General features: G+C 60.0%; 17 protein-coding genes. 10 read left to right on the forward strand and 7 right to left on the reverse strand.

The annotated features are described in order from the left end of the window. Positions 1–52: 52 nt before the first annotated feature. Positions 53–976: a type VI secretion system-associated lipoprotein TagQ gene (tagQ, locus tag ACSZPK_RS14155; RefSeq protein ID WP_437882118.1), complete on the forward strand. Its 924-nt coding sequence runs from the start codon at positions 53–55 to the stop codon at positions 974–976. A 45-nt stretch (positions 977–1,021) separates the two neighbouring features. Here tagQ and tam read toward each other — a convergent pair whose 3' ends face one another. Next, a complete protein-coding gene (gene tam, locus ACSZPK_RS14160; RefSeq protein WP_437882119.1) occupies positions 1,022–1,792 on the reverse strand; it encodes a trans-aconitate 2-methyltransferase in 771 nt (256 codons plus the stop codon). 133 nt (positions 1,793–1,925) lie between these two features. On the opposite strand from tam, the gene ACSZPK_RS14165 reads away from it, so the two are divergent. Both ACSZPK_RS14165 and cysB read left to right on the forward strand, forming a co-directional pair. Then, positions 1,926–2,417, forward strand: coding sequence for a universal stress protein (locus ACSZPK_RS14165; protein WP_437882120.1), 492 nt, complete (start codon positions 1,926–1,928; stop codon positions 2,415–2,417). 97 nt (positions 2,418–2,514) lie between these two features. After that, positions 2,515–3,489 carry an HTH-type transcriptional regulator CysB gene (gene cysB / locus ACSZPK_RS14170; protein ID WP_437882121.1) on the forward strand — a complete coding sequence of 325 codons (975 nt, stop codon included), beginning with the start codon at positions 2,515–2,517 and terminating at the stop codon, positions 3,487–3,489. A 57-nt stretch (positions 3,490–3,546) separates the two neighbouring features. Here cysB and ACSZPK_RS14175 read toward each other — a convergent pair whose 3' ends face one another. After that, entirely contained in the window at positions 3,547–4,167 is a 621-nt protein-coding gene (locus tag ACSZPK_RS14175; RefSeq protein ID WP_437882122.1) for a phosphoadenosine phosphosulfate reductase domain-containing protein, read from the reverse strand. A 121-nt stretch (positions 4,168–4,288) separates the two neighbouring features. Between ACSZPK_RS14175 and thrH the strand changes: the two genes are divergently transcribed. Beyond that, positions 4,289–4,906 (forward strand): bifunctional phosphoserine phosphatase/homoserine phosphotransferase ThrH, encoded by a 618-nt coding sequence (gene thrH / locus ACSZPK_RS14180; RefSeq protein ID WP_437882123.1) that lies wholly within the window; start codon positions 4,289–4,291, stop codon positions 4,904–4,906. Between the two features lie 59 nt (positions 4,907–4,965). On the opposite strand, the gene pabB is transcribed toward thrH, so the two are convergent. From pabB to ppsR, 5 genes are all read right to left on the reverse strand, one after another. After that, a complete protein-coding gene (gene pabB, locus ACSZPK_RS14185) occupies positions 4,966–6,309 on the reverse strand; it encodes an aminodeoxychorismate synthase component I (protein ID WP_437882124.1) in 1,344 nt (447 codons plus the stop codon). Positions 6,310–6,378: 69 nt separating this feature from the next. Next, positions 6,379–7,365 (reverse strand): alpha-L-glutamate ligase-like protein, encoded by a 987-nt coding sequence (locus tag ACSZPK_RS14190; protein WP_437882125.1) that lies wholly within the window; start codon positions 7,363–7,365, stop codon positions 6,379–6,381. Positions 7,366–7,369: 4 nt separating this feature from the next. Continuing rightward, entirely contained in the window at positions 7,370–8,896 is a 1,527-nt protein-coding gene (locus ACSZPK_RS14195; RefSeq protein WP_437882126.1) for an inactive transglutaminase family protein, read from the reverse strand. Positions 8,897–8,901: 5 nt separating this feature from the next. Next, positions 8,902–9,438: an ATP-dependent zinc protease family protein gene (locus ACSZPK_RS14200; RefSeq protein ID WP_437882410.1), complete on the reverse strand. Its 537-nt coding sequence runs from the start codon at positions 9,436–9,438 to the stop codon at positions 8,902–8,904. 203 nt (positions 9,439–9,641) lie between these two features. Continuing rightward, the gene (gene ppsR, locus ACSZPK_RS14205) at positions 9,642–10,460 is read right to left on the reverse strand and encodes a posphoenolpyruvate synthetase regulatory kinase/phosphorylase PpsR (protein ID WP_437882127.1); all 819 of its coding nucleotides are present in this window, start codon (positions 10,458–10,460) and stop codon (positions 9,642–9,644) included. A 152-nt stretch (positions 10,461–10,612) separates the two neighbouring features. Between ppsR and ppsA the strand changes: the two genes are divergently transcribed. The 6 genes from ppsA to ACSZPK_RS14235 all read left to right on the forward strand — a co-directional run bounded on the left by ppsA (position 10,613) and on the right by ACSZPK_RS14235 (position 16,648). After that, positions 10,613–12,985 (forward strand): phosphoenolpyruvate synthase, encoded by a 2,373-nt coding sequence (gene ppsA, locus ACSZPK_RS14210; protein WP_437882128.1) that lies wholly within the window; start codon positions 10,613–10,615, stop codon positions 12,983–12,985. Positions 12,986–13,046: 61 nt separating this feature from the next. After that, the gene (locus tag ACSZPK_RS14215) at positions 13,047–13,997 is read left to right on the forward strand and encodes an alpha/beta fold hydrolase (protein WP_437882129.1); all 951 of its coding nucleotides are present in this window, start codon (positions 13,047–13,049) and stop codon (positions 13,995–13,997) included. Between the two features lie 47 nt (positions 13,998–14,044). Continuing rightward, positions 14,045–14,533 (forward strand): ribonuclease E activity regulator RraA, encoded by a 489-nt coding sequence (gene rraA, locus ACSZPK_RS14220; RefSeq protein WP_437882130.1) that lies wholly within the window; start codon positions 14,045–14,047, stop codon positions 14,531–14,533. Positions 14,534–14,536: 3 nt separating this feature from the next. Beyond that, positions 14,537–15,526, forward strand: coding sequence for a zinc transporter ZntB (locus ACSZPK_RS14225; RefSeq protein WP_437882131.1), 990 nt, complete (start codon positions 14,537–14,539; stop codon positions 15,524–15,526). Between the two features lie 55 nt (positions 15,527–15,581). Beyond that, a complete protein-coding gene (locus ACSZPK_RS14230; RefSeq protein WP_437882132.1) occupies positions 15,582–15,824 on the forward strand; it encodes a CrfX protein in 243 nt (80 codons plus the stop codon). Further along, complete coding sequence (locus ACSZPK_RS14235) at positions 15,824–16,648, forward strand: mechanosensitive ion channel family protein (protein ID WP_437882411.1); 825 nt, start codon at positions 15,824–15,826, stop codon at positions 16,646–16,648. Before ACSZPK_RS14230 ends, ACSZPK_RS14235 begins: the two co-directional genes overlap by 1 nt. Positions 16,649–16,653: the final 5 nt, after the last annotated feature.

Here is a 16,653-nt window from a genome sequence, read left to right on the forward strand (position 1 = left end):
GTACGGCGGAGCCTGAATGGGATAGACATACTCAAGAACGAGACCAATGACGATGCAAACCTCAAGCAAGACCACTCTTTTCGCGCAAACGCGGACCCTGCTGATTTCTACCGCCACCTGTGCCTGCGTGCTGCTGAGCGGCTGTGCCACGTCGCCGACTTCCAAGGTGGCGTCCACGACCAAGGCCGAGTACTACCCACAGTGCTACTCGCCGGTCAGCCAGTTGCGTAGCTCCGACGATGCGATGACTCGCTCGATCGCCACCGGCGCCATTGCCGGGGGCCTGATGGGCGCCCTGGCCGGTGGTCTTGCCGATGATGAGCACCGCGGTCGCAACGCCGCAATCGGCGCCGCGGGTGGTGCGCTGGTCGGCGGTGCCGCGGGTTACTACACCGCGCGCCAGCAGCAGATTTCCGACGACAAGGCGCGCCTGGCCTCGTACGCCGCCGACTTCAACACCAACAACGCCGAGATCGACCGCAATATCAGCTATGCCTCGGCGGCCCAGGGCTGCTATGAGCGCGCCTTCACGCAACTGCGTGAAGACCGCAAGGCGAAGAAAGTCGACGACGCGGAGGGACGCAAGCGCCTTGCCGAGATCGTCAGCGGCCTGAATGAGACCAACTCGTTGCTTGCGGCGGTCGATGGTCGTACTGGCCAGAATATCGACACCTACACCCAGGCCTATGAAACCGACCTGAAGAGCATCGGTGTCGAGCGTGCCGACGTGACCAAGGTGGTCGAAGCCAGCCAGCCAGCGGCTACCACCAAGACCACAGGTAGCAAGACCAGCACGGCCAAGCTCAAGGACGTACCGACGGAAGCTGTCACCACTGAACAATCCTTGCAAAAGGCCAAGGTCAAGCGCGAGGAAAGCCGCAAGGTCGCCAGCAAAGGCAAGACCATGATCAGCGAGGTCTGCAACAACCCGGACCTGGGCGACTGGGCACCGGCCAACTGCGCCACCAGCGCCTGATCCGGCGCTTCAGTTACAAAAGGGGCTTCGGCCCCTTTTGTCGTTTTAGGTTCTGGTCGCGATGAAAAACAGACGAGGGAATGGCAACAGGACCGTACCGTCTTCGAACGTCGGGTATTGCGACTGCAAGGCCTCTTCGTAGCGGGCCAGGAAGCTTTCCTGCTCATCCGGGGCGAGCCGCGCGAGGAAGGGGCGCAGGGCACTGCCCTTGAACCATTCGACGATTCCGGCCGCCCCCTGGAGCGGATGCTGGTAGACCGTGCGCCAGATATCGACCTGGGCTCCCGCACGCTGCAACACATCGTAGTACCAGTCGACACTGTGCCGGCTGTCCAGCGGGCGAGCGGCATCACGCAGGCGATCACGCCAGGTCCCATGGCTTGCCACCTCACGCATCAGGCGGTGAGCGGGCTCCTCGAGATTATCGGGCATCTGTACCGCCAGCGAGCCGCCTGGCGCCAGCTGGGAGAACAGGGCGGGGAGCAGTCGTGCGTGGTCCGGTAGCCATTGCAGCGAGGCATTCGCCAGAATCAGATCGAAGCGTTGCAAGGGCGCCCAGTTGCCGATGTCGGCAAGCTCGAAGCTGACGTCGGGCAAACGCTGGCGAGCGGCTTCCAGCATGTCTGGCGAGCTGTCCAGTGCGGTGACCTGGGCATCCGCGAAATACTGCAGCAGAATCTGCGTTGAGTTGCCCGGGCCGCATCCCAGATCGGCTGCTTGGGCCACCGGGCGGCTGCCGAGCTGTGCAAGCAGATCATGGATCGGACGATTGCGTTGTGCCTCGAATTTGCCGTACTGCCTGGCTGACCAACCCATCATTACCTCCATAGTGTCAGATGTGAGTGCTGTCCCAGAAAAGATGCCTCGTACCTGCGCGGGACGAGGCGCAGAGTGCCCGGCAGGCTGCTAAGCTCTTGACTTGGCGACTTATCGACATACCGGAGGCAGTATGGTCCGTTCGATCCTTTACGCCACTGATCTGGGGCTGTATGCACCTTACGTGCTCCAGCATGCCTTGAGCATGAGCCGAGCCTGCAAGGCTGAACTTTATGTCGTCCATGCAGTGGAGCCGATGGGGTTGTTCGCGGAGTCAGTGCTGCAGACCTATCTGGACGAAAGAACCCTGCGCGAGTTCCGCGAGAATGGTCTTGAAACCGTGATGGCCAGCATTGAGCAGAGGGTGATGGAGGGGTTTCGTGATGAGCTGAGCGACACTCACCATGACGCCAGCATGATCAGTCATATCCGGGTCGTACGCGGCGACCCGGCCCAGGTGATCCTCGAACAATCGCACAGCCTGGCAGTGGACCTGGTCATCCTTGGCAGTCACAGCCATGGCGATACCCAGGATACGCCATTGGGACGGACGGCTTCGCGGGTGCTGCAACTCTCGGAGATACCCGTCTACCTGGTGCCTATGTTGCAGCACAGGGGTAAATAAAAAACAATCTAAGGCTGTTTGAATTACCAAGGATATGGTTATATAGAGCCGCTTGCAGCCCATTCCGGCAGGACTACTGCTACTCCGAGGGACATCTATGAAGCTTCAACAACTGCGCTATATCTGGGAAGTCGCGCATCATGACCTCAACGTTTCCGCGACCGCCCAGAGTCTCTATACCTCTCAACCCGGGATCAGCAAACAGATCCGCCTGCTGGAAGATGAGCTGGGTGTAGAGGTATTCGCACGCAGTGGCAAGCATCTGACACGCGTGACGCCTGCCGGCGAGCGGATCATCAGCACCGCTGGCGAGATCCTGCGCAAGGTAGAAAGCATCAAGCAGATTGCCCAGGAATTCTCCAACGAGAAGAAAGGCACGCTGTCCATCGCCACTACGCATACCCAGGCTCGTTACGCGCTGCCGACGATCATCAGTGGCTTCATCAAGCAGTATCCCGACGTTGCCCTGCACATGCACCAGGGATCGCCGACCCAGATTGCCGAAATGGCTGCGGACGGCACGGTCGACTTCGCCATCGCCACCGAAGGCCTGGAGTTGTTCAATGACCTGGTGATGATGCCCTGCTACCGCTGGAATCGCTGCGTGATCGTGCCTCACGGCCATCCGTTGACCAAGCTGTCCAAGCTGACCCTCGAAGCATTGGCAGAGCATCCCATTGTCACTTACGTGTTCGGTTTCACCGGGCGTTCGAAGCTCGATGAAGCCTTCAACCATCGTGGCCTGTCGCCCAAGGTCGTGTTCACCGCGGCCGATGCCGACGTGATCAAGACCTACGTTCGCCTGGGGCTTGGCGTGGGGATCGTGGCGCGCATGGCGGTGGACGAGAAACTGGATGATGATCTGGTCGTCCTCGACGCCAGCGAGCTGTTCGAGTCCAGCGTGACCAAGATCGGATTCCGCCGTGGTACCTTCCTGCGTGGCTTCATGTGCGATTTCATCGAGAAGTTCGCGCCACACCTGACTCGCGAAGTGATGGCCAAGGCCGTGCAGTGCCATAACAAGAGTGAACTGGATGAACTGTTCGACGGAGTCGAACTACCGATTCACTGAGTCGTTCGCCTGAATGAAAAACGGGACCTTGCGTCCCGTTTTTCATGCTCGCGATAGTCAGTGGCTCAGATGCAACCCGCACTCTCGGTTCTCTTCGCCCTTGGTCGGGTCGAAGTAATCGAAGTTGTTCGGCAGGTTGTGCGTGGTGAGGTACTGGTAAAGGTCCTTGGAGCTCCAGTGCAGCAAGGGCGCGACCTTGATCAGCCCGTCCGGATTGATGCTCACCGGCTGCATCTGTGCACGTACTGCGGTATCGCTGGCGCGCAAGGCGGTGAACCAGACTTCGGGGGCGGTTTCGCGCAAGGCGCGGGCGAAGGGTTCGAGCTTCACTTCGGCGGTGAATGCCTCGTGGCGCGGATCGTCCAGGCCTGGAACCGGTCCATCCACTGCATTGCGGTGGGCGCTGGAGCGCTTCGGCAGGTAGATGCTCAGGTTCAGGTCCAACTGCTTGCTGACTTCGTCGGCGAAGCGATAAGTGGCTTCGGTGTTGTAGCCATTATCCATCCAGATCACGCGGATGTCGGGTTGGACGCGAGTGACCATATGCAGGATCACCGCTTCGAACGGACGGAAATTGGTGGTGCAGATGGCGGTTTTGCCCAGGCCAAGCGCCCATGCAACGAGTTTTTCGGCGTCATTGCCCAGTTCGGCATTGATGCGTTCAAGATCCAGCGTCATCGCAGGCTCCCGGTGGTTGGTTGGATTCAGGGCGCCGATGTTAGCACGAAGCCGCATGGTGGCCTTTGCCTTGCCCGGCTGCTAGAGTGCCGGCCCTCAATCAATTGCTCTGGAGCGCGCCGTGGAAATTGCCTGCCTCGACCTCGAAGGTGTCCTCGTTCCTGAAATCTGGATTGCCTTTGCCGAAAAAACCGGTATCGAATCGCTCAAGGCGACCACTCGTGACATTCCCGACTACGACGTTCTGATGAAGCAGCGCCTGCGCATACTGGACGAGCATGGCCTCAAGCTGTCCGACATCCAGGAAGTGATCGCCACGCTCAAGCCGCTGGATGGCGCGGTCGAGTTCGTCGACTGGCTGCGTGAGCGCTTCCAGGTGGTGATCCTCTCGGACACTTTCTATGAGTTCTCCCAACCGCTGATGCGCCAGCTCGGCTTTCCGACGTTGCTCTGCCACCGCCTGATCACCGATGAAACCGATCGGGTGATCGATTACCAACTACGCCAGAAAGACCCCAAGCGCCAGTCGGTCCTGGCGTTCAAGAGCCTCTACTACCGAGTGATCGCGGCAGGCGACTCCTACAACGACACCAGCATGCTCAGCGAAGCCCATGCCGGCATCCTGTTCCATGCTCCAGAAAACGTGATCCGCGAATTCCCGCAGTTCCCGGCCGTCCACAGCTATGACGACCTCAGGCGTGAGTTCATCAAGGCATCGAATCGCACGCTGAGCCTCTGACGCCGATAGCGGCGCTGGGGGCGAATACATCGGCCTTCGGCGCTTTCAGCGAGGCTCGTTTAGAGTTGTTCCAGGGTGTTCAGCAGTACACGCACCTTGGTCAGCGACTCCTCGTACTCCGCCTGCCAGTCCGAATCGGCGACTATGCCGCCCCCGGCCCAGCAACTGATGGTGCCATTGGCTGCCTGCAGGCTGCGGATGGTAATCGAACTGTCCATTTCGCCACGCACGTCCAGATACAGCAGTGAGCCGCAGTAGAGTGCGCGGCGTGACGGCTCCAGTTCGTCGATGATCTGCATGGCACGGATCTTGGGTGCGCCGGTGATCGAGCCGCCGGGAAAGCTGCCCGCCAGCAGATCCAGCACGTCCTTGCCTGCTGCCAGCTCACCGGTGACGGCACTGACCAGATGATGAACGTTCGGATAGCTTTCCAGGGCGAACAGCTCGGGAACCCGCACCGAACCGATGCGGCACGACCGGCCCAGGTCGTTGCGCAGCAGGTCTACGATCATCAGGTTTTCGGCGCGATCCTTGGGGCTGCCGAGCAACAGCCGGGCCTGCTGGGCATCATCCTCTGCGTCGACGCCACGGGGGCGGGTGCCTTTGATCGGACGGGTCTCGACCCGGCCATCACTGGCCTTGAGGAAGCGCTCGGGGGAGAGGCTGAGGATGGCGTTGTTTCCCGGCAGGGTCAGATAACCGGCGAATGGCGTGGGGCATGCCGTGCGCAGGGCCAGGTATGCGGCCCAGGGATCACCGCTGTAGGTTGCCTGGAAACGCTGGGTGTAGTTGACCTGATAGCAGTCGCCGGCCTGTATGTAGGCCTGAACGCGGTTGATGGCTTGCCGGTACTGGTTGCGCGTGATGCTGGTGCGGAAGGGGCCGTTCAATTTGAAATCGACCGGTGCATTTGACGCAGGACTGGCGAACAGCGCCAGGACTCGCTCTTTATCGGCTGCGGCAATGCCGGGATGAAACAGCAGCTGGCTGGTGCGCTGCTGGTGATCGGATATCAGCGCCCAGTCATACAGGCCCAGGCACGCATCCGGCATGTTCAGATCATCGTGCGCGCGGTCGGGCAATGCCTCGAGGCGCCGGCCGAAGTCATAGCTCAGGTAGCCGATAAAGCCACCGGCGAATGGCAGCTCAATGCCTTCCGGCGGTTCGGCCCTGCCGAGCGTGGTGAGCGCCTGGCGCAGGCGTGCGAAGAATGCACGGCCTGGCTCGTCGGGGAGTGCGCTGAACAGCTGGCGTGGCCAGGCGCTGATCAGGTCGAAGCGACCGCGGCTGGCTTGTGGGTGGCCCGAGTCGAGCAGAACCGCGCCAGGCTTATCGCGTACCCGTTCGAAGAAACATGAAGGGTCGTCTCGATAAGGCAGCGGATGTATATGGCAGACGCTCATGTACTGATCCGAAATGAAAAGAGGCGGCGATTGTAGAACGGTTCGACCCCGGCTATTGCCGGGATCGTTTCAGACTTCTTTCGGCGCTATGTGGCCGAAGAGGTTCTGGGCAAACTGCACCCGCTGCTCGACGTCCTCGCTGATGCCTTTGGCGGCAAGTTCGGCCAGGCGATCTTCCACGGCATGAGCGCGATGAGTCAGGCCGCAGTCGTTGGCGATCTGGATATTCAGGCCGGGTCGGGCATTGAGCTCCAGGATCAGCGGGCCTTTTTCCTGGTCGAGGACCATGTCCACGCCGATATAGCCTAGGCCGCAGAGCTCGTAGCAGCCCGCCGCCAGCTTCATGAAACCGTCCCAGTTCGGCAGTTGCACGCCATCCACCGCGTTGGTGGTGTCAGGGTGCTTGCTGATCTTGTTGTTCAGCCAGGTGCCGCGCAGGGTCAGGCCGGTGGCCAGGTCGACACCGACGCCGATGGCGCCCTGGTGCAGGTTGGCCTTGCCATTGGACTGACGGGTCGGCAGGCGCAGCATGGCCATCACCGGGTAGCCCATCAGCACGATGATGCGGATGTCCGGCACACCTTCGTAGCTGATGCTCTTGAAGATCGGGTCGGGGGTTACCCGATACTCGATCAGGGCGCGGTCGCGATGCCCGCCCAGGGAGTACAGGCCCGTGAGAATGCTGGATATCTGGTGCTCGATTTCTTCGTGGCTGATGATCTTGCCGGAAACGGTCTTGTAGCGGCCTTCGAAGCGGTCGGCGATGACCAGGATGCCATCGCCGCCAGCGCCCTGGGCGGGTTTGATAACGAAGTCGCTGCGCTCGCCGATGATGGCGTCGAGCTTCTCGATCTCCTTCTCGGTGGAGATTATTCCGTACATTTCCGGCACATGGATGCCGGCGGCGATGGCGCGCTCCTTGGTGATGATCTTGTCGTCGACGATCGGGTACAGGTGCCGTTTGTTGTACTTCAGCACGTAGTCCGCGTTGCGCCGGTTGATGCCCATGATGCCTTTGGCTTCAAGGGCTTTCCAGGTCTTGATCAGGCCGAACATGGGCTCAGTCCTTCAGAAAGGCTTTGAAGCGGAACAGCTCGGTCAGGCGGTAGCCGCGGTAGCGCCCCATCGCCAGCATGAAGCCCACCATGATCAGCAACACGGCCGGGAAGGTGAAGATGAAGTAGATCAGTTCCGGAATGGTCATCAGCAGGTGCGCCAGGGTGGCGGCGAACAGCGTGCCGATGGCCACCTTGAACGCGTGGCCGCCGCCACGCTCTTCCCAGGTGATGGACAGGCGTTCGATGGTCATGGTCAGGATCACCATGGGGAACAGTGCAACCGACAGGCCGCGTTCCAGGCCCAGTTTATGGCTGAACAGGCTGATCACCGCGATCAGCACCACGACGAAGGTCAACACCACCGAGAGTCGCGGCAACATCTGCAACTTCAAGTGTTCGAGGTAGGAACGCAGCGACAGCCCCAGGGCCGTGATGATGGTGAACAGGACGATGCCGAAACCCAGCTGGGTTTCGCGGAAGGCGAGGGCGATCAGTACCGGGGTGAAGGTACCCAGGGTCTGCAGGCCGCCGAGGTTGCGCAGGATCAGGATCACCAGCACGCCGATCGGGATCATGATCATGATCTGGTAGGTCTGCTGGGTCTGCAGCGGCAGGCCATAGAGCGAGTATTCGAGGAAATCGACGTCGGTGTTCTCGTCGGTCAGCTTGGCCAGGCGAATGGCGTTCATCTCGCTGTTGTTCAGGGTGAAGGTCACCTGGGCCTTCTTGGCGCCATCCAGGCTTACCAGCGGTTCATCGCCAGTCCACCACATCAGGCGGTCGGCCGGCAGGCCCTGTTCGCCGGTCTCCGGGTTGAAGTACAGCCACTTGCTGCCGTTGAAGCTGCGCAGCCAGAGTTCGGGGTTCTGCGGCTGATCGGTAACCAGTTGCAGGGTGTGAACGCGCTCGACCGGTACGTGGGCGATGGACAGCAGCAGTTCGACGATACGGGCCTTGTTGACTGGCGAGGCATCACCGGCCATCAGCAGTTTGACGTTGTCATCGTTGACGTTGTTGACCCGCTTGATGGTCTCGCTGATGAAGGTCTCGACGTCGGCGGAGTGCTGGCGAATGGGGGCAAGCAGGGCTTCGGCGGCGATCTTTTCGGCCCCTTCCACGGCGATGCTGTCGCGGTAGATCGGCCCCTTGGCCTTGGGTTGCTCGCCACTGAAGCGCTTGGTCAGCACCAGGCGGTAGTAGAGGGTCTGGTTGCCGCTGGCGCGACGTGCGGACCAGGTCACCTTGCGGTTGCCATCCACGCGGTTGACGCTGACCCCATAGTTGTTGGAGATGAAGCTCTCGTTGAGGCTGACATAGTCCTGGTTCAGCGGAGGCACGAACATCTGCACCTTGACCGGGTCGCGAGAAGTGGCCTGGAACTCGACCTTGGCATCGATGTTCCACAGGTCGTCGTTTTCGTCCTCGGTCACCGGGATGCCGAGAATGAAAATCTGGTAGGCCGTAACCAGAACGCCCACGGTCACCAGAATGGTGATCAGGACTTTCAAATGCAGGGTCAGGGAGCGCATGTCAGTTACTCGGCAGCGGTGATGTCAAGGGAACAGCCAGGCTTGCCGGCTGCATATTTGAGGCTTGGATCGACCAGGGCATCCAGGCGCTTGAGCGCCTCTGAGCCGATCAAAAGAGGAAACTGGAAAGCACTGCGGTCTGTCAGGTTGACCTCGATGGTGCGCTGGGCCTTGCCCATGCACACATCCAGCTCGATCACCGGACGCGCAGTGTAGCTCTTGCCTTCGTCGGGGTCGTAGTCACCCGCGCGGCGTTTTATCTTGCTGATGCGGGCCAGGGGGCGCTCGATCGGATGCCGATGCGCATCGTCGATCGCGAGGAAGAAGCGGACCCAGGTTTCACCATCGCGCTTGAAGCGCTTGATGTCTCGTGCGCTCAGCGATGCCGTCTTGGCTCCGGTGTCTAGCTTGGCAGCGACTTGCAGGTTCAAACCGGTCAGGTCCACGTATTCGTTGAGCCCATAGACGGTCTTTTCCCCGGAAAGTGCGGCACCGGGCCACAGGATGCAGAAAATCAGAGAAAAAAGTGCGTTGAGTCTCATAAATCCTGTGGGCGTGGCTGTCGGCGTATAGCCAGGAGTCGGCAGCGCGGCGTCCGCTGCGGTGCGTGTGCGGGCGGGCATTCTAGCATGGGAGTTTTTATCGACGCGACAGAGGGTTAGCCCCACCAGCAAGGCTGAAAGGAGCGTTGCCAGTGGACGTTTCAGCGAGCGGCGGCCAGCCCGTTTGCGCGGGCCGCTGGCAATCACTTGAACTTACGCTCGACGCCTTTTTCCACCAGGATCCTGGCGGAAATTTCTTCCACGGAAAAATGCGTCGAATTGATGAAGGCAATGTTCTCCCGCCGGAACAGGCTCTCGACCTCCCGCACTTCGAATTCGCATTGGGCGAAGCTGGCGTAGCGGCTATTGGGCTTGCGTTCGTTGCGAATCGCTGCCAGCCGGTCGGGGTCGATGGTCAGGCCGAACAGCTTGTGTTTGTGCGTCTTCAGTGCGTTAGGGAGTTGCAGGCGCTCCATGTCCTCTTCGGTCAGGGGGTAGTTGGCGGCTCGAATGCCGAACTGCATGGCCATGTACAGGCAGGTGGGCGTTTTGCCGCACCGCGATACGCCGACCAGAATCAAATCCGCCTTGTCGTAGTAGTGCGTACGGGCGCCGTCGTCGTTATCCAGGGCGAAATTGACCGCCTCGATGCGCTCCATGTAGTTGGTGTTATGCGAAATTGAGTGGGATTTCCCCACGGAATAAGAGGAATGCGAAGAAAGTTCCTGCTCCAACGGAGCTAAAAAGGTCGAGAAGATGTCAATCATGAAGCCTTCGGACTGGCCGAGGATGTCTCGAATCTCCTGGTTGACCAGGGTGTCGAAGATGATCGGGCGGGCGCCGTCCTTCTCGGCGGCGGCATTGATTTGTTGTACCATTGCGCGCGCTTTGTCCACGCTGTCGATATAAGGACGCGTGAGCTTGGTGAAGCTGATGGTCTCGAATTGCGCGAGCAGACTCTGCCCCAGCGTTTCGGCGGTGATGCCGGTGCCATCGGAGATGAAAAAAGCGGTTCGTTTCATTTGTGCCAAAAGCCTTAAGTCAGGAGCCGATCTTGGCTTATCATTAGGCCCCTTTGCCGGACCCGTGCTGGACGGCATTGTGACTTATTTCCTCGAGGCAAGGCCATAACGCTGCATGCGTGGGCCTGGCCAACAACAGCGGAGAGTTCACCTTGGTAGATTACGTCGTTTCCCTCGATAAGCTCGGCGTCCACGATGTGGAGCACGTAGGGGGCAAAAACGCATCCCTGGGCGAGATGATCAGCAACCTCGCAGGTGCCGGCGTATCGGTCCCTGGCGGTTTCGCGACCACTGCACAGGCCTACCGTGATTTCCTCGAGCAGAGCGGCCTGAATGATCGCATTCACGCTGCGTTGGATGCGCTGGATGTCGATGACGTCAACGCCCTGGCGAAAACCGGTGCCCAGATCCGTCAGTGGGTCATGGACGCCGAGTTCCCTGAGCGTCTGGATCAGGAAATCCGCAAGGCTTTCGCCGAAATGGCGGGTAACAACGACAACATGGCCGTTGCCGTGCGCTCTTCGGCTACCGCCGAAGACCTGCCGGACGCCTCGTTCGCCGGCCAGCAGGAGACCTTCCTCAACATTCGCGGGGTCGATAACGTCATCCGCGCGGCCAAGGAAGTCTTCGCCTCCCTGTTCAACGACCGCGCCATCGCCTACCGCGTGCACCAGGGCTTCGACCACAAGCTGGTCGCCCTGTCGGCTGGCGTGCAACGCATGGTTCGTTCGGAAACCGGCACCGCCGGGGTGATGTTCACCCTCGATACCGAGTCCGGCTTCCGTGACGTGGTATTCATCACTGGCGCCTACGGCCTGGGCGAGACCGTGGTGCAGGGGGCGGTGAACCCCGACGAGTTCTACGTCCACAAGCACACCCTGGAAGCCGGTCGTCCGGCAATCCTGCGCCGCAACCTTGGCAGCAAGGCGATCAAGATGATCTACGGCGACGAGGCGAAAGCCGGCAAGTCGGTCAAGACCGTGGATGTCGATCGTGCCGAGCGCGCGCGCTTCTGCATCACCGACGCCGAGGTCAGCGAGCTGGCCAAGCAGGCGCTGATCATCGAGAAGCACTATGGCCGCCCGATGGACATCGAGTGGGCCAAGGACGGTGACGACGGCAAGCTGTACGTTGTCCAGGCTCGCCCTGAAACCGTCAAGAGCCGCGCCAATGCCACCGTCATGGAGCGCTACCTGCTCAAGGAAAAAGGCACCGTGCTGGTCGAGGGCCGTGCCATTGGCCAGCGCATCGGCGCCGGCAAGGTCCGCGTGATCAACGATGTATCCGAAATGGACAAGGTACAGCCAGGTGACGTCCTGGTTTCCGACATGACCGATCCGGATTGGGAGCCGGTGATGAAGCGCGCCAGCGCTATCGTCACCAACCGTGGTGGCCGCACCTGCCACGCTGCGATCATTGCGCGCGAGCTGGGCATTCCGGCCGTGGTTGGCTGCGGCAACGCTACCCACGTATTGACGGACGGGCAGGGCGTCACCGTGTCCTGCGCCGAGGGCGATACCGGCTTTATCTTCGAAGGCGAGCTGGGCTTCGACATTCGCAAGAACTCGGTCGATGCCATGCCTGATCTGCAGTTCAAGATCATGATGAACGTCGGCAATCCAGACCGGGCCTTCGACTTCGCCCAACTGCCGAACGAGGGCGTTGGCCTGGCGCGCCTGGAGTTCATCATCAACCGCATGATCGGGGTTCACCCGAAGGCGCTGCTGAACTTCGCCAACCTGCCGCTGGACATCAAGGATAGCGTCGAGAAACGCATAGCGGGCTACGACGATCCAGTCGGTTTCTACGTCGAGAAGCTGGTCGAGGGGATCAGCACCCTGGCGGCTGCGTTCTGGCCGAAAAAAGTCATCGTCCGCCTCTCCGACTTCAAGTCCAACGAGTACGCCAACCTGATTGGCGGCAAGTTGTACGAGCCGGAAGAAGAAAACCCGATGCTTGGCTTCCGTGGCGCTTCTCGCTACATCAGCGAGTCGTTCCGTGACTGCTTCGAACTCGAGTGTCGCGCACTGAAGAAGGTGCGCAACGAGATGGGGCTTACCAACGTCGAGATCATGGTGCCATTCGTACGCACCCTGGGCGAGGCGAGCCAAGTGATCGAGCTGCTCTCCAACTACGGCCTGAAACGCGGCGAGAATGGCCTGCGCGTGATCATGATGTGCGAGCTGCCATCCAACGCCCTGCTGGCTGACGAGTTCCTCGAGTTCTTCGACGGCTTCTCCATCGGTTCGAACGATATGACCCAGTTGGCGCTTGGCCTGGACCGGGACTCCGGCATCATTGCCCACCTGTTCGATGAGCGTAACCCCGCGGTCAAGAAGCTGCTGGCCAATGCTATCCAGGCCTGTAACAAGGCTGGCAAGTACATTGGTATTTGTGGGCAGGGGCCGTCGGATCACCCCGATCTGGCCAAGTGGCTGATGGAGCAGGGCATCGAGAGCGTATCGCTGAACCCTGACTCAGTACTGGATACCTGGTTCTTCCTGGCTGAAAGCCAGCCGAACTGATCCACGACACCTCCGATGAAGGGCGGGAGATATCCCGCCCTTTTTTGTGGCCGGAATAAAGATGCAAAGCAGCAGCGAGTTGTTTCCCGTCGCACTGGTCAGTGCCGAGTTGCGCGGTGATTTGAGTGAAGACATCTATCGTTTGAAACCGGGCAACAGTCCGGACTTTTCAGTCGAACTGGCGCTTACCCGGCTGGGGCTGGCCGCACAAGAGGAGCGGAGCGCGCCCGTTATCCTTCTGCATGGCGGCTTCTCCAACCGGCGGTTCTGGTATTCACCAGGCGGGGCAGGGTTCGGGCCTTATCTGGTACGCCAAGGGCATGATGTCTGGATCGCAGAAATGCGCGGCCATGGCTTATCGCCGCGCAATCTGAATTATTCGGTGAACAGCGTGAGTGATTACGCGCGCTTCGACCTGCCGGCGATCAATGCGTTCGTCCGGGAGCAAAGCGGCCGTGCTCCCCACTGGATCGGTCACTCCCTCGGTGGCACCACGCTTGCGGTTGCGCTGGGCAATGGCCATCTGCGTAGTGGAGAGATCGCTTCGCTGGCTTTATTCGGCAGCCAAGTCGCCCACGCGCACTGGTCGTTGAAAGTACCGCCACTGACCTGGCTCGCCCGGTTGTTGCTAAAGCGCTTCAGCTATGTGTCAGGTCGGCGTTTCAAGCAGGGGCCAGAGGACGAGCCCATTGGCGTGGCGTTGGAGTTCATGCGTTGGCATCGCCTGCTCAACCGCCATGAGGATTGGCTACAGGGCTTGTCGGATGCTTCGGTTCATTTACTGGCAGTGGGTGGTGCGGGTGACCGGCGCGATCCCGTTGCGGGCTGTCGTGAATTGTTCGAACGGTTCGGCTCGACCTCCAAGCACTTCCTTTGCCTGGGGCGCAATGAGGGATTCGGCATCGACTATGGGCATCTGGACATGCTCGTCGGCCAGGAGGCGCAACGTGAAATATGGCCATGGGTCGACCATTGGCTATGGAACCAGAGGCTGCCGGTAGTGCCTGCATGAGCTAAGATGTCGCGGTCGTTCGTCCTAACCATGACAAGGAGCCTCACATGCAATACATCACGCCCGATCTGTGTGACGCCTACCCGGAATTGGTCCAGGTGGTCGAGCCGATGTTCAGCAACTTCGGTGGTCGCGACTCCTTTGGTGGTGAAATCGTCACCATCAAATGCTTCGAGGACAACTCCCTGGTCAAGGAGCAGGTCGACCAGCCAGGCAGCGGCAAGGTATTGGTGGTCGATGGTGGCGCTTCCCTGCGCCGCGCCTTGCTTGGCGACATGCTGGCCGAGAAGGCGGCGAAGAATGGCTGGGAAGGCATCGTGGTTTATGGCTGCGTGCGTGACGTGGATGTGCTGGCACAGACCGATCTTGGTGTTCAGGCGCTCGCCAGCCATCCGATGAAGACCGAAAAACGTGGTATTGGAGACCTGAATATCGCCGTCACTTTTGGTGGCGTTACGTTCCGGCCGGGGGAGTACCTGTACGCCGACAACAATGGCGTCATCGTTTCCCCGCAAAAGCTTGAGATGCCTGAGTAAGTCGTGCAGCAGGATTTGAATCGGGATTTGTTGCATGCCTTCGTTCTCAATGGCAAGGGTGGCGCCCGATCCATCGCTCGAGAAGAGCTGGACACCTTGGCATTGGCCGATGAGGAGAGTCTCTGGCTGCACTGGGATCGAGGCCATCCGCAGAGCCAGCAATGGTTGCGCGAGAAGAGCGGTCTCAGCGAGTTCAGCTGCGACCTGCTTCTGGCGGAAAATACTCGCCCCCGGCTGCTGCCTCTACCCGGCGATGAGTTGCTGCTATTCCTGCGCGGCGTCAACCTGAACCCGGATGCAGAGCCCGAGGATATGGTCTCGGTACGGATTTTCGCCCAGGAGAAGCGAACCATCTCCTTGCGTCTGAGGCCGCTACGGGCGACCGAGGAGTTGATCGCCCAGCTCGCCAGGGGAAGTGGGCCGAAGTCGTCGTCCGAGCTGATTCTCTATCTGGCGGATTACCTGACCGTTCGAGTCGATGCGCTGATCGAGAACTTGTCCGACGAGGTCGATGAACAGGAAGAGCAGTTGGATGCCAACGAGCGCTATCTACCCGATCATGGGCAAATGTTGCACATCCGGCGGCGAGCGGCGAGCCTCAAGCGCTTCCTGGCTCCACAGCGCGACATCTATGCGCAACTGGCGAGAAATGGCTTCTCCTGGTTCGTGAAGGACGATACTGAGTACTGGAACGAGCTGAACAACAGCTTGACTCGTTATCTGGAAGAGATGGAGTTGATCCGCGAACGCGTGAGCCTGGTTCTGGAGTCAGAGAACAGGCGCATGAGCGAGCGCATGAACCGCACCATGTACCTTCTGGGCATCATTACCGGCTTTTTCCTGCCGATGAGTTTCATAACCGGCTTGCTCGGCATCAACGTCGGTGGCATACCTGGCTCGGAAAACAGTGATGGATTCATGATTGCCTGCGGCCTCATCGCAGCCGTCGCGTTCTTTCAATGGTGGCTGTTCAGGCGCTTGAAATGGCTCTGATGTGACCCTTTGGGCAGGTCGTGCGTCTAGCCTTTCACAGCTTTGTGAGGTTCGCATGCACGATCCATTCGAAGAATCCTTGCGCGACATGCTCAGGTCACGGGAGTCGGCCCATGACGATGACGCGGTACTCGACCGGGTCCTCAAGACTGCCAACAGGCGAGTTGGCATGGGCGACCTGTTCGAGTTGATGGGCAATTGCTTCAGCGCTCTGATGATTGCCCTCAACAACGGTTCGCCGCATCTGAAGCCTGTTTCACGCATCTCTCGCAACCCAGCAGATAAGGTTGATCAATGATGGAGCTCGATCCCTGGACTCAAAGCCTGGTCGCTGCCATGACGGCACTTTGGACCAAAGTGGCGGTTTTCATACCGAACCTGTTCTTCGCTGTGATCCTGGTGCTGCTGGGCTTCGTCGTGGCCAAGCTGCTCGATACCCTGTTGTCCAAACTGCTGGCCAAGATCGGTCTCGACCGTTTGATGGCGGGCACTGGAATGCCCAAGATCCTTGCGCGTGCAGGTGTCCATTCCTCGGTTTCGGCTCTGATCGGCAAGATTGTCTACTGGTTCGTACTGCTGATCTTCCTGGTTTCGGCCGCGGAGAACCTTGGCCTCGCACGCGTTTCGGCAACCCTGGATGTGCTTGCTTTGTATTTGCCGAAGGTGTTCGGTGCCGCCCTGATTTTGCTGGCAGGCGTCCTGCTTGCCCAGTTGGTCAGCGGCCTGGTCAGAGGAGCGGCGGAAGGCGTTGGCCTGGAGTACGCCAACGGCGTTGGGCGTATTGCCCAGGGCCTGATGATCATAATCAGCATTTCGGTGGCCATCGGGCAATTGGAGGTGAAGACCGATCTGCTCAACCATGTGATCGCCATCGTCCTGATTTCGGTAGGGCTGGCTGTTGCGCTGGCGGTGGGCCTGGGAAGTCGTGAGATCGTCAGTCAGATACTGGCAGGCATTTACGTACGGGAGCTGTATGAAGTAGGCCAGCAGGTCCGCGTTGGCGAAGTCGAGGGGCAGATCGAGGCCATAGGCACGGTGAAGACCGTTCTGTTGACGGACGAAGGTGAGCTGCTATCCCTGGCCAACCGGGTTCTGCTCGAGCATCACGTCAGCAGCCGCTGAGTCGT

Source organism: Pseudomonas sp. LRF_L74, assembly GCF_965644255.1.
Classification (GTDB): domain Bacteria; phylum Pseudomonadota; class Gammaproteobacteria; order Pseudomonadales; family Pseudomonadaceae; genus Aquipseudomonas.

What these genes read in the sequence shown, in the direction of transcription:
- ACSZPK_RS14195 (WP_437882126.1), bottom strand. Translation starts at nt 8,896, where the DNA reads ATGCGCTCCCTGACCCTGCATTTGAAAGTCCTGATCACCATTCTGGTG.
- pabB (WP_437882124.1), bottom strand. Translation starts at nt 6,309, where the DNA reads ATGAGCGTCTGCCATATACATCCGCTGCCTTATCGAGACGACCCTTCA.
- cysB (WP_437882121.1), top strand. Translation starts at nt 2,515, where the DNA reads ATGAAGCTTCAACAACTGCGCTATATCTGGGAAGTCGCGCATCATGAC.
- ACSZPK_RS14215 (WP_437882129.1), top strand. Translation starts at nt 13,047, where the DNA reads ATGCAAAGCAGCAGCGAGTTGTTTCCCGTCGCACTGGTCAGTGCCGAG.
- ACSZPK_RS14165 (WP_437882120.1), top strand. Translation starts at nt 1,926, where the DNA reads ATGGTCCGTTCGATCCTTTACGCCACTGATCTGGGGCTGTATGCACCT.
- rraA (WP_437882130.1), top strand. Translation starts at nt 14,045, where the DNA reads ATGCAATACATCACGCCCGATCTGTGTGACGCCTACCCGGAATTGGTC.
- ACSZPK_RS14235 (WP_437882411.1), top strand. Translation starts at nt 15,824, where the DNA reads ATGGAGCTCGATCCCTGGACTCAAAGCCTGGTCGCTGCCATGACGGCA.
- tagQ (WP_437882118.1), top strand. Translation starts at nt 53, where the DNA reads ATGCAAACCTCAAGCAAGACCACTCTTTTCGCGCAAACGCGGACCCTG.
- ACSZPK_RS14200 (WP_437882410.1), bottom strand. Translation starts at nt 9,438, where the DNA reads ATGAGACTCAACGCACTTTTTTCTCTGATTTTCTGCATCCTGTGGCCC.
- ppsR (WP_437882127.1), bottom strand. Translation starts at nt 10,460, where the DNA reads ATGAAACGAACCGCTTTTTTCATCTCCGATGGCACCGGCATCACCGCC.
- tam (WP_437882119.1), bottom strand. Translation starts at nt 1,792, where the DNA reads ATGGGTTGGTCAGCCAGGCAGTACGGCAAATTCGAGGCACAACGCAAT.
- ACSZPK_RS14190 (WP_437882125.1), bottom strand. Translation starts at nt 7,365, where the DNA reads ATGTTCGGCCTGATCAAGACCTGGAAAGCCCTTGAAGCCAAAGGCATC.
- ACSZPK_RS14175 (WP_437882122.1), bottom strand. Translation starts at nt 4,167, where the DNA reads ATGACGCTGGATCTTGAACGCATCAATGCCGAACTGGGCAATGACGCC.
- ACSZPK_RS14230 (WP_437882132.1), top strand. Translation starts at nt 15,582, where the DNA reads ATGCACGATCCATTCGAAGAATCCTTGCGCGACATGCTCAGGTCACGG.